12 protein-coding genes are annotated in these 13,020 nt (G+C 36.5%); 2 read left to right on the forward strand and 10 right to left on the reverse strand.

What is annotated here, in order from left to right:
• Positions 1–139 precede the first annotated feature (139 nt).
• The 3 genes from phoR to ACUXVC_RS23050 all read right to left on the reverse strand — a co-directional run bounded on the left by phoR (position 140) and on the right by ACUXVC_RS23050 (position 3,014).
• Complete coding sequence (gene phoR / locus ACUXVC_RS23040; protein ID WP_144465111.1) at positions 140–1,903, reverse strand: sensory box histidine kinase PhoR; 1,764 nt, start codon at positions 1,901–1,903, stop codon at positions 140–142.
• The gene (phoP, locus tag ACUXVC_RS23045; RefSeq protein WP_001065220.1) at positions 1,896–2,615 is read right to left on the reverse strand and encodes a two-component system response regulator PhoP; all 720 of its coding nucleotides are present in this window, start codon (positions 2,613–2,615) and stop codon (positions 1,896–1,898) included. Before phoP ends, phoR begins: the two co-directional genes overlap by 8 nt.
• Positions 2,616–2,777: 162 nt before the next feature.
• Positions 2,778–3,014 (reverse strand): hypothetical protein, encoded by a 237-nt coding sequence (locus ACUXVC_RS23050; protein WP_053563568.1) that lies wholly within the window; start codon positions 3,012–3,014, stop codon positions 2,778–2,780.
• 95 nt (positions 3,015–3,109) lie between these two features.
• Here ACUXVC_RS23050 and ACUXVC_RS23055 point away from each other — a divergent pair, with 95 nt between their 5' ends.
• Positions 3,110–3,241 (forward strand): hypothetical protein, encoded by a 132-nt coding sequence (locus ACUXVC_RS23055; RefSeq protein ID WP_001238014.1) that lies wholly within the window; start codon positions 3,110–3,112, stop codon positions 3,239–3,241.
• Positions 3,242–3,297: 56 nt separating this feature from the next.
• Here the strand turns inward: ACUXVC_RS23055 and ACUXVC_RS23060 are convergent, their stop codons facing one another.
• The 5 genes from ACUXVC_RS23060 to ACUXVC_RS23080 form a co-directional block, all read right to left on the reverse strand.
• Positions 3,298–3,771, reverse strand: coding sequence for a MaoC family dehydratase (locus ACUXVC_RS23060; RefSeq protein WP_000914180.1), 474 nt, complete (start codon positions 3,769–3,771; stop codon positions 3,298–3,300).
• 215 nt (positions 3,772–3,986) lie between these two features.
• The gene (gene mdh, locus ACUXVC_RS23065) at positions 3,987–4,925 is read right to left on the reverse strand and encodes a malate dehydrogenase (protein WP_000153232.1); all 939 of its coding nucleotides are present in this window, start codon (positions 4,923–4,925) and stop codon (positions 3,987–3,989) included.
• Positions 4,926–4,944: 19 nt separating this feature from the next.
• On the reverse strand, positions 4,945–6,237 hold the full coding sequence (gene icd / locus ACUXVC_RS23070; RefSeq protein ID WP_000206893.1) for an NADP-dependent isocitrate dehydrogenase: 1,293 nt from the start codon (positions 6,235–6,237) through the stop codon (positions 4,945–4,947).
• A gap of 160 nt (positions 6,238–6,397) precedes the next feature.
• Positions 6,398–7,546: a citrate synthase gene (citZ, locus tag ACUXVC_RS23075; RefSeq protein WP_000503651.1), complete on the reverse strand. Its 1,149-nt coding sequence runs from the start codon at positions 7,544–7,546 to the stop codon at positions 6,398–6,400.
• 387 nt (positions 7,547–7,933) lie between these two features.
• Positions 7,934–8,395, reverse strand: a complete 462-nt coding sequence (locus ACUXVC_RS23080; RefSeq protein WP_000625507.1) for a DUF441 domain-containing protein — start codon at positions 8,393–8,395, stop codon at positions 7,934–7,936.
• A 561-nt stretch (positions 8,396–8,956) separates the two neighbouring features.
• Between ACUXVC_RS23080 and ytvI the strand changes: the two genes are divergently transcribed.
• Positions 8,957–10,075, forward strand: coding sequence for a sporulation integral membrane protein YtvI (gene ytvI, locus ACUXVC_RS23085; protein ID WP_006926492.1), 1,119 nt, complete (start codon positions 8,957–8,959; stop codon positions 10,073–10,075).
• Between the two features lie 578 nt (positions 10,076–10,653).
• Here the strand turns inward: ytvI and ACUXVC_RS23090 are convergent.
• Complete coding sequence (locus ACUXVC_RS23090; RefSeq protein ID WP_088024387.1) at positions 10,654–11,043, reverse strand: FxsA family protein; 390 nt, start codon at positions 11,041–11,043, stop codon at positions 10,654–10,656.
• A gap of 195 nt (positions 11,044–11,238) precedes the next feature.
• A complete protein-coding gene (gene pyk, locus ACUXVC_RS23095) occupies positions 11,239–12,996 on the reverse strand; it encodes a pyruvate kinase (protein ID WP_001232667.1) in 1,758 nt (585 codons plus the stop codon).
• Between the last annotated feature and the right edge of the window lie 24 nt (positions 12,997–13,020).

The raw sequence follows: 13,020 nt of genomic DNA on the forward strand, positions 1-13,020 counted from the left end.
AAAGGGAAGTGACGAGAACAGCTTAACTATTCTCGTCCAAAATTACTCCTTGGATGAAGGGGTTTTCATGTATTATATTAACAGAGCTTTATTAATATTTAATTAAGCCATTGTTAATATATTGTAAACATCCTTCATCCTATTTTTCAGTTGCTGATTTTGGTAAAACAACTGTAAATGTTGTCCCTTCCCCAACTTCACTATCCACTGTAATTGTACCGTGATGCGCCTCTACTAAATGCTTTACAATTGATAATCCGAGGCCTGTACCACCAGTATTTCTACTTCTCGCTTTATCCACTCGGTAAAAGCGTTCAAAAATACGTGGAATTTCCTCTTTACTAATACCAATTCCAGTATCCGATACTTTTATATAAGCATTATACTTATCTTCCGCTAACTCTACTGAAACAACGCCTCCAGCCGGTGTATATACGATCGCGTTATTTATTAAATTAATAAAGATTTGTTTCAAACGACTTGGATCTCCAATAACAGAAGCACGTTTTAATACATTCACTTGTAAAGAGATTTCTTTTTCTCCTGCTTTATTATCAAGCACCATATGAATATCTTCAAGCAGCCCCTTCATGTCAACGGTTCCCATATTTAATTTAAATCCTTGTTGTTCGATCTTTGACAAATCTAATAAATCTTCAATTAATCCTTGCATGCGCTCACTTTCTTTTAAAATAATGTGCAAGAAATGTTCGCAGAATTTTTTATTATCCATCGCTCCGTCTAAGAGTGTTTCTGAAAAACCTTTAATAGAAGTAATCGGTGTCTTTAATTCATGAGAAACATTCGCTAAAAAGTCTTTTCTCATTTGTTCTAATTTCTTTAACTCTGTTATGTCATGGAATACGAGAACAATCCCTTTCCATTCATGGTTTGTCCCGATAATCGGCGCTCCATATACTTCGAAATGCTTCCGCTCAATTCCAAGTGGCAATAACATTTGTTTACGCACTTTCACTTCTGTCATAAAGATTTCTTCTACAAGCTCAATAATTTCTGTATGATGAAACGATTCATAATATAAGCGATCTAAATATTCTTCATCTGTTACGTGGAAAGTTTCCTTATAAGAGCGGTTTACAAGGTTTATATACCCGCGGCTATCAATTAAAATCATTCCGCTTCCCATATTTTCAATTAACGTATGCAGACGATCTTGCTGCATTTCTTGTTCAAGTGTCATCTCTTGTAAGTTACGAGCTAAAATATTAATTGCTTTACTCAGCATTCCTGTTTCATCCGAATGACTTTCGTATGCACGTGCTTTATAATTACCCTTTGCCAATTCAATTGCAACTTTTGTAACCGATTCAATCGGCCTAATATATTGCCCTGTAATTTTCATACCTAAAAATACAACTACGAGACAAGCAATAACAAATCCGATAATTAATAATCCCCACGTTTTTTGATGTACGTCTTTTAAAGGATCGATTGTACTTTTCACCAAAACGTATCCTTGTTTTCCTTCTACATCTTGAACGAACACCGCATGATAAAATTCATTCTTTCGATCTGTCTCTTTCGTAATCACTTTACTTCGTTGTTTTGCCACTTCCGAAGAAAGTTCTTTAATCGTTTCTGGACTAAATGCCAATTCTTGTCCTTTTCTATATTGAACTTTCTTTTTTTCATCCACAAATACGATAGAAGCTGGTATTTTTTCTTCTAACTTTTCAAATACGTATGGATTTTTTAAGACATTATCAAAACCTTGCTCTTCTGCTAACGCCGCGACATACTCCGTCTCTTTTACCATTCTCTCTTTAGCATGATCTATATAGTAGTTTTCAAACACAGTTTCTAGCAATAAACCTAGTCCAACTAAAATAAATACAATAAGAGAAACAAATGTAAAAAGAAGCCTGGAACGAAATTTATTCATTCCCTTTTGGCTCCTCTAATTTATATCCTAAACCACGTATCGTTTTAATGTACGTCGGTTTTTTCGTATTTTGTTCAATTTTATCGCGCAAATGGCTAATATGAACATCAACAATTCGTGTATCACCAGCAAAATCGTAATTCCATACAGCACTTAATAATTGATCACGCGTCAACACGCGACTTTTATTTTTCGCAAGATACACAAGTAGTTCAAATTCTTTTGGTGTTAATTCAAGCTTTCTTCCTTGGAAATAAGCCTCATAAAACTCCGGTAAAATTTTAAGTTCTGCAATTGTGATGCTATCTTCATCTGGCGCTTCTGCAACTTGTTCTTCTTGTTGTAATTTCGTGCGGCGCAAAATCGCCTTCACACGAGCAACAACTTCCCTTGGACTAAATGGCTTCGTCATATAATCATCTGCCCCAAGTTCAAGGCCTAGCACCTTATCAAACTCATCATCTTTTGCCGTTAACATTAAAATCGGCGTCATAACGCGCTGCAATCGTAATTCTTTACACACTTCCATACCATCCATTTTCGGAAGCATTAAATCTAATATAATTAAATCTGGGCGTTCTGTTGTCGCTTTTTGAAGCGCCATTTCTCCATCCATCGCTGTTATAACTTCAAACCCAGCTTGTTGTAAATTAAATTCGATTAAAGTTAAGATAAATTCCTCATCATCAACTACTAAAATACGATTGTTCATTCTTTTCCTCCAAGTTATAGACTTGAAACCTTCTTCATCCTAGTATTTTCCCCGTTATTCTCATCATACTAGAAAACAAGGTCCCTCTCAATATAATTGTCTATTCATGGAGATCGTTTGTGTAGAATTGAGAAAATAGAAGTAATTACGATTCACCTGCAACTACACAGGATTTTGCCAAACTTTATAGATTACTCTCTCTTCTTTAAAGCTCACTTCCGTATGAACTATAAAATCTTGATTTTGTGCTAGGAAAAACGAAAGAGCATACGCTATTTTATAATCCGGTGTTTCATATCCATCAAATACTCTCCCGTACATTTCATTCGCAACCCCGTCTGCCCACACTTCAGCTTCTCTTACCGTTTCAAAGATAACGTTTTCTCCTTTCCACCTCACCTTAAAGAATCACTCCTTCCATTGACTTAAATTATCAAATTATAATATAGTAAATATTGTTAATCCGATAATCCGAATATAAAAAGAGGTCTATTATGCGACTATTACTACCTATTTTAACTTTAGTAGTAACATGTTTCCTTACTTTTAACGTACCGAGCTGGGATACGATTAAAACGGGATGCTCAGAATTTGCTGAAGGGTTCAAAGAAGGATTTTTCAACTAAAAATAGCGCTAGCATCCTTATTCAAGGGATGCTAGCGCTATTCATATTTTCATCTTTTAAAAATTATCTAATGCTTTTTCCATAATGGAAACAGATTTAAAAGGCGGCGTGACTGTTAATGAACCTTTTACAACAGTTTCTCCTTTTTCATCATGAGCAGATACAAGCATATCAATTGTATGTTCCTCCTCAGAAACAGCCACAACTTCAAAGTGGATTTGTAACGTTTCATAATGGTGAACATGCTTCACGAACGTAAGGTCCTTCCTAGTAATATGACTTCCTGGACCCGGTAAATATTTCGTAACTGCCGTTGTAATCATTCCCGTTAGCATAATGCTTGGTACAATCGGCTTTTCATACGGAGTTTGGGATGCGTAATCATGCTGAATATATAATGGATTGGCATCATTCGTTAACCCTAAGTACAATAACAAATCTTTATCCTCAATTTTTTCAGTGATAGATAATTTCTCTCCTACTGTAATTTCATCCATTTTACGACCAATTTGAACTTTTTTCTTTAACATGTTACAACCCCCTCCGATTTTTTCACCTTATTATCCTACTAAAAGCGATACCTTATCCGAAATTTACTATGATGAGGGCAATGTATAGTATAAATCTATAGTTTCATTATAGGATACTACAAATGATAGCGTTTTCATATTATTTCAAAAAAACAATTCGGTAAATAGTAGAAAAAGATTCGGAATCCCGAATCTTTTTCACTACTATTCAATTATTAAACAAGAACTTTCATTACGTTACGTACAGATTCTACAGAGCGATCTAACGCTTCTTTTTCATCTGCAAGAAGTTCTAATTCAATAATTTTTTCAATTCCGTTACCACCTAGAATTACTGGTACCCCTAAGTAAAGGTCACTATAACCATACTCACCTTCAAGGTACGCAATAGCTGGTAATACACGGCGTTGATCTTTTAAGATTGCTTCTGTCATTTCAACTAAAGAAGCTGCTGGTGCGTAATATGCACTACCGTTTCCTAATAAGCCTACAATCTCACCGCCACCTTTACGTGTACGTTCTACGATTGCTTCTAAACGCTCTTTCGGAATTAACGTTTCTAACGGAATACCGCCTGCATAAGAATAACGCACAAGAGGTACCATGTCGTCACCGTGTCCACCAAGAACAAATCCTGTAATGTCTTTCACAGAAAGATTTAATTCTTGTGCGATGAATGTACGGAAACGAGCTGTATCTAATACGCCCGATTGGCCAATTACACGCTCTTTCGGGAATCCTGCTTCTTTAAATACAGAATATGTCATTGCATCAACTGGATTTGTTAACACAACAATAATTGCATTTGGTGAATGTTTTGCAATGTCGCGCGTAATACTTTTCATAATTTTAGAGTTCGTTGCTACTAAGTCATCACGGCTCATACCAGGCTTACGTGCAATACCTGCTGTAATAACGACAACGTCAGAATCAGCAGTATCTGCGTAATCAGATGTTCCAATAATGTTAGCATCAAAACCTTGTACTGGGCTCGCTTCTAACATATCTAACGCTTTCCCTTTTGTTGGATTTTCCAGTTGTGGAATGTCCACTAATACAACATCTGCAAGTTCTTTTTGTGCTAATAAGAATGCCGTTGTTGCTCCTGTAAATCCTGCACCGATGACTGAAACTTTCTTGCGTTTGATTGTCATAATTTACCCCCCGCTTTAATTATGCGTTTTTGATTATCGCTACATCCATGTTTTTAATAAGCTCATTAGCAAACTCAGAACACTTCACTTCTGTTGCGCCTTCCATTAGGCGAGCGAAGTCATATGTTACTACTTTTGATGCAATTGTTTTCTCAACTGAATCTGTTACTAATTTCGCTGCTTCATTCCATCCTAAGTGTTCTAATAATAATACACCTGAAAGAAGAACTGAAGATGGGTTTACTTTATCTAAACCTGCATATTTTGGAGCTGTACCGTGTGTAGCTTCAAAGATAGCATGTCCAGTCACATAGTTAATGTTTGCACCAGGTGCAATACCAATTCCACCTACTTGTGCAGCAAGTGCATCAGAGATATAGTCACCATTTAAGTTCATTGTTGCAACAACATCGAACTCACGTGGACGAGTTAAAATTTGTTGTAAGAAGATGTCTGCAATAGAATCTTTTACGATGATTTTTCCAGCCACTTCAGCGTCTGCCATCGCTTTATTTGCTGCATCTTTACCATCTTTTTCAACAATGCGATCATATTCAGCCCAAGTAAATACTTTGTCGCCGAATTCTTGTTCCGCTACTTCGTAACCCCAGTTTTTGAAAGCACCTTCTGTAAATTTCATAATGTTTCCTTTATGAACTAATGTAACAGAAGAGCGTTTTTCATTAATTGCATATTGAATTGCAGCACGAACAAGACGCTTTGTCCCTTCTTCTGAGATTGGTTTAATACCAATACCAGATGTTTCTGGGAAGCGGATTTTATTAACACCCATTGCTTCTTTTAAGAAAGCAAGAACTTTTTCTGCTTCTGGAGATCCTTGTGCATATTCAATTCCAGCATAAATGTCTTCTGTATTTTCACGGAAAATAACCATATCAGTATCTTCCGGACGTTTTACAGGTGAAGGAACACCTTCAAAATAACGAACTGGACGTAGACATACATATAGATCTAATTCTTGACGAAGTGCTACGTTTAGAGAACGAATACCACCGCCAACTGGAGTTGTAAGTGGACCCTTAATTGCGATTAAATATTCGCGAATTAAATTTAAAGTTTCTTCTGGTAACCACTCGCCTGTTTGGTTGAATGCTTTTTCCCCTGCAAGCACTTCTTTCCAAACGATTTTCTTCTCACCATCATAAGCTTTTTCAACTGCTGCTTCTATTACGCGAGATGCAGCTGCCCAAATATCAGGACCAATTCCATCTCCTTCAATAAATGGAATAATCGGATTGTTTGGTACATTCATAACACCATTAGTTACAGTAATTTTTTCACCTGTCGTCAATGTGATAACCCCCATGTTTGAAATTTCATATGTATGAAACTGAGGGAATAACCCCTCAGTTCAAACCGTTAGTCAAATTAAAATATTCTAATCATTACATCTTTCCGAAAAAATCAGACTTTTGAAAGCGTATTTTCACTATCGAAATAGTGTTTTTCGCTTATCTTTGTGCGATTGGAACATACACTTGATGCGTTGGTCCATTATAATCAGCACGCGGACGGATTAAACGGTTGTTTTCATATTGTTCTAGAATATGAGCTAACCAGCCTGACATACGGCTAATTGCAAAAATAGGTGTAAATAAGTCATGGTCAATTCCTAAACAATGGTATACAGAAGCTGAATAGAAATCGACATTTGGTGGAAGACCTTTTTCTTTTGTTACAATGTCTTCAATTTTGATAGACATATTATACCATTTGTCTTCTCCTAAAAGCACGCATAATCTCTTAGACATTTCACGTAAGTGTTTTGCACGTGGATCACCTTGCTCATACACACGGTGGCCAAAGCCCATGATTTTCACTTTATTTTGAAGAGCATTATGAATATATGACTCTACATTTTCTTCTTCGCCAATTTCAGTTAACATCTTCATTACATTTTCATTTGCCCCACCGTGAAGAGGACCTTTTAATGCACCGATTGCTGCTGTAATACCAGAATATACATCTGACAGTGTAGCTACACAAACACGTGCAGTAAATGTAGAAGCGTTTAACTCATGATCTGCATGAAGTACAAGTGCCTTATCAAAAGCTTCAATTTCAACTTCATTTGGCTCGCGATCATTTAACATGTACAAGAAGTTTGCAGCTAATGATAAATCTTTTCTTGGCTCAACAATATCTAAACCTTTACGGATTCTCGCGTAAGCAGCAACTAAAGTTCCCACTTGAGCCTGTAATTTAACCGCTTTCAAATAATTGGACTTTTCATCCATAATTTCAGCGCTCTCATCGTATAATGATAGCATGGAAATTGCAGTTCGTAAAACAGACATCGGATGTGCAATTTTTAAATCTACTTGTTTCAAATATGTTAAAATCTCACCTGGAACTTTATAGTATTCAGATACAATTTCATTAAATTCCGCTAGTTCTTTTTCATTAGGAAGCTTGCGGTGCCATAATAAGTACACTACTTCTTCAAACGTAGCATTCTCAGCTAAATCATCAATATTATACCCAACATAAGTTAATGTATCATCAATAATAGAGCTCACAGATGATGTTGTTGCTACTACCCCTTCTAAACCTCGAATAACAGTCATGACATTCTCTCCTTTTCCTGAAAATTCTCCCAACCTTGCTCCTTATATCTATTTGCTCCCCTTATGAATTATGAACGCCCGTTCACTCTTTAGGCAAGCAAAATGCACGATCATGCAAATTTGTTGCGATGTTCCCCTCTTATTGTCCACTGTTTACATGGAAAGCATGAGCGTGAATGTCTCCCCGAATCCTCACGCTCAAAACAACAAGTTAGTGAGGAAAATACATTCCGAAGAGTTTTATGATAAAAACAACATAAAACAATATCATTATAAAATTGTTTTATGTTGTTTTTATTTTATCTGGTGTAAAGTCTCTGCTGTTATGTAACTTTTCAAAGTTTCTAATCCTATTATAAACAATTATCTGACTTTTGTGAACAGAAAGAATTCAAAAATTTTATATTACTATAAAATTCCTTATTTAAACATTTGTATAATACTCATAACCGCATAGGCAATTCCAGCCCCAATTAACGGACCAACAGCAACCCCATTAAATAGCGCAACCGCTATAATTGTCCCAAAAACAAGCGCAGTTGTAATGTGAGGATCCGTTGTCAACAATTGTACGCCGCCTTTCGCTAACAAAGCGACCGCTACACCTGAAGCTAAAGCAATCCACGCATAATAAGATTTTGCCGCTTCTCCAAGTTGTTTAAAACCTATTTCCCCCGTCGCAATCGGTACGAGCACCGCTATTGTAATGACCGTTACACCTAGGTTAATTCCTTTCGTTTGTAGATAAGGAAAGACCTTATCTCCTAAAAACGTAAACTTCAATAAAAATAACACACCAATAGCCACAGTAAGCGATTGGTTTTTCGCAATAAGTCCTATAATAAGTAGTATGAATAAAAATAACGTCGACTGACTAATCATGTTTGCACTTCCTTTCTGAAAATAATGAACTCATTTCCAAACAAAAATACCTTTAAACCTATCGTTATACATGATATATCGATGCCTATTCAACATGAATCACTTCATTTTTTATGTATTTTAAAATGATAAATTGAGACTTTCACCATAAAAATTTAAGCATGTATACATTTTAAAAAACAGGCGTCTCTTCTTTCTTTTCTAATTAGAAACAGGTAAAATAAAAAGAAGAGAAAATGAAGTTTTTACCATATAGTAGAAGCATCAACACCAAGCTTTCACAGTCACTCACATACTGAAAAAGCAGGAAAAATCCATCATTCCACTATAACATAAAGTGAAACTTTAATCAGTGGGGCATTTTCCACTGATTATTAGTTGAACCAATCGGGCTTTTACGGGCAGTTTATCTCCATCTAACTCCTTTGATCCAGCCGCACTTCGGGTAGGAGATTTACTGCCCGTTAATGCGGGGTAAAGTGAAACTTTAATCAGTGGGGCACACTCGTTATAAGTTGAACGAATTAGGATAATCCAAATTGGAATGGGAGGTATACATCTTTGAACCGAAACTTACTATATATGATATTGCGACTCATATTTGTCATTGTAGCAACGGTAGCTGGGTTCTATGTATTACTATACATGTCAGGGCTTATCTATCCTTTTATTATCGCTTTTGCATTTGCTTATTTGATTAATCCTGTCGTCAATTTCCTTAATCAAAAACTACAATTTCCTCGCGCACTAGCAGTACTCGTTAGCTTAATTCTCGTATTTGGAGCTATCGTTGGACTTGTTACATATCTTGTGACTGAAGCAATATCTGCCACAACATACTTACTACAACTTGTTACAGTAAAGTTTCCAGATATCGTTACATTCGCTCAGCAATTTGCACTTAATCATATTATGCCTCTCTACGATGATTTAATCTCTAAATTTAATCATCTTGGAGAACCACAGCGCTATACAATTACACAAAACATTCAAAACTTAGGAACAGAGGCAACAACACAAATGAAAGAACTTTTAACCGCCATTATAAGCGGGTTAACGAATTTCATTAGTGCACTGCCAACAACTTTAACTGTCCTTGTATTCATTTTATTAGCCACTTTCTTCATTAGTTACGATTGGCACCGTCTTGCTCAAAAAGCAAGAAAATTACTACCAAATCGTGTACATGGCTACGGAAAAACTATTTTTGTCGACTTAAAAAAAGCTTTATTCGGTTTTGTGAAAGCACAACTTACACTCGTATCTATGACAACCGTTATTGTACTGATCGGACTTTTAATATTACGCGTACCATACGCCATTACTATTGCGATTATTACAGGAGTTGTAGATTTACTACCATATTTAGGAACAGGCGCAGTCTTCGTTCCATGGGTTATATACGTATTTTTCACTGGCGATACCGCATTCGCCATTGGTCTTCTCATTTTATACATCGTCGTGATTGTCCAAAGACAAATTATGGAACCGAAAGTACTTTCATCTAACATCGGTCTCGATCCACTAGCAACACTCGTCGCTCTATTTGTCGGCTTTAAACTTTTTGGCTTTTTAGGATTAATCATCGGTCCAGTCACCTTAGTACTACTTAATACATTACACAAAGCTAATGTCTTCCATGACTTGTGGAAATATATTAAAGGTTCACCTTCAAAATAACAGTTTCTAATTCATACAAAAAATCAAGCTATAATCAGTGGGAAATTCCTACTGATTATTCCTTTTACCTATTTTTCACACTACTCACACGCAACAAGAGCATTACCCAGAAACAGGATAATCCTCTTGTTTTTTTGTATAAAAAAACACATATTCTAGCTAAAAATACATTTTTATTCTATTTTCTCTATAATTATTACTTACATTTATTACTTTTTATGTAAATGAATAAATATACAAAATAGCATAAAATAAGGCTTCAAGTAACAATCACCACCTTTTATATGAATTCTTTACACCAATCGCTCCTTTATATGCAAAAGCAAAACTTTAATTTGGCTGCATTTCGCACCATCTTATTCATCCAAATTAATAGCACTAAAAAATCACACGTTTAATCGAAGCACAACAAGAGTTCAAACGAAAATTATATAGCAAATATAATAAGCGGACGTTTTGTTCATCCCCACTCATCATTCGCCCCCCACAAATAGCGCGGTAAAGCAAAGCCTCAATCAGAAAGCTCCCCTCCTCTTACAAGACAAAAAAATAGCACTTAGATCGTTATAATCTAAGTGCTACTTCTGAATGATAATAGTAGAATTCTTTCTAAATTTCCATTCCATCCACTTCATAATAAGTGGCTTCAATAAAGCTCTCGTAATAGGGATCACGCAGATAAACCCTAGCACATCCGTCACATACCCAGGAAGCACCAAGAGAATACCTCCTACAAATACAAAAATGCCATCTAGTACTGCCTCACCTGGCATTTCCCCTCTATTCAACTTAGATTGAATCTCTCCAAGCACTTTAAATCCTTGTCTTTTCGCCAAATACACACCTACTACACCTGTAAATACAATCATAGCGAACGTAGACCATAAACCTATTACATGACTTGATCCGATTAAGACCGTAATCTCAATCGCCGGTATTAAAATAAACAAGAATAGTAACCACTTCATAGTTCTACACCTCTCTCTCAACTCACTTTTAACGCCCTCACAACGCCTATATACATCATATGCAATATAAATACCCTTTCATATTAAAACCCATAACAAACAGCTTTTAAAAGCAATTCTAGGCGTTTTAAGCTAATTCCATCTCGTTTTTGTGTAAAAAAAAGAGAAGGACTCCGATCCTTCTCTCCGTATTACTTATAGCACTTCCGCATGTCCATTATAAACAATTCCGCGTGCTGCATCAACTGTTACTTCTTGGCCATTTTTTAAAGTTGCTGTTACGCCGTTTACACCAACGATAACAGGAATACCGATTGATACGCCTACAACAGCTGCATGGCTTGTTAAGCCACCTTCTTCTACAACTAAAGCAGCAGCTTTTTCGATTGCAGGAATCATATCTTTATCAGTGCTTGTTGTAACAAGGATATCACCTTCGTTTACGTTCGCTACAGCTTCAGCAGCTGTTTTTGCTACAACTACTTTACCTTTTGCAGCTTTACGACCGATCCCTTGTCCTTTAGCAACTTCTTCACCAACAACGTGGATTTTCATTAAGTTTGTTGTACCAGTTTCAGCAACTGGTACACCAGCAGTAATTACTACAGTATCTCCAAGGCCGATTAGACCTGCATCCATACCTGTTTGAATTGCTGTATCTAACATTTCGTCAGTTGAAGCTGCGCGCTTCTCAGCCATAAATGCTTGTACACCCCAAACAAGTGCAAGACGACGTCCTACTTGCTCGTCAGATGTTACAGCTACGATTGGAGATTTTGGACGGTATTTAGAGATCATTTTCGCAGTATGTCCACTTTCTGTTGGAGCTACGATTGCAGCTACATCAAGAGCAAGTGCTGTATGCGCAACAGATTGGCTAATTGCATCTGTAATTGTTGGAGTGAACTCTTTAATACGTTTTTTGAACATATCTTCGTATTGTAATGATTTTTCAACACGTACTGCAATGTTAGCCATCATTGTTACTGCTTCTACCGGATATTGACCAGCAGCTGTTTCACCTGAAAGCATGATTGCATCTGTACCATCGAAGATTGCGTTAGCTACGTCACTTGCTTCCGCACGAGTTGGACGTGGGTTACGTTGCATAGAGTCTAACATTTGTGTCGCAGTAATAACTGGTTTACCTAACACGTTACATTTTTTGATTAGACGTTTTTGTACTAATGGTACTTCTTCTGGTGGAATTTCTACACCCATATCACCACGAGCTACCATTAAACCGTCAGAAACTTCTAAGATTGAATCGATGTTGTCGATACCTTCTTGGTTTTCGATTTTCGGTACGATTTGGATGTATTGAGCGCCATGCTCTTCTAATAATTCACGGATTTCTAATACGTCAGACGCTTTACGTACAAATGAAGCTGCGATGAAATCAACTTTTTGCTCGATACCGAAGATGATATCTTTTACGTCTTTTTCAGTGATACCAGGAAGCTTAATGCTTACGTTTGGTACGTTAACACCTTTTTTATTTTTTACAGTTCCGCTGTTAAGAACTTTTGTACGGATGTTTCCATCAGCTTTTTCGATTACTTCTAGTTCGATAAGACCGTCATCGATTAGAATGCGAGAACCTGGGTCTACATCGTCATAAAGACCAGCATAAGATACAGAGAACTTCTCTGCAGTACCTAATACTTGCTCAGTAGAAAGAACTACTTCTGCACCTGTTACAAGCTCAGCTTGTCCGTCTACGAAGTCGTGAGTACGGATTTCTGGACCTTTTGTATCAAGTAAGATACCAACTGTTTTACCAGTTTTCTTTGAAGCTTCACGAATGTTTTTAATACGAGCTCCGTGCTCTTCATGGCTACCATGAGAGAAGTTTAAACGAGCAACGTTCATACCTGCTTCGATTAATTGCTCTAATTTTTCAATACTTTCACTAGCAGGACCTATAGTACATACAATTTTAGTTTTACGCATATTGCACCTCCGAAAATTATGAAA

Source organism: Bacillus sp. N6, assembly GCF_052805735.1.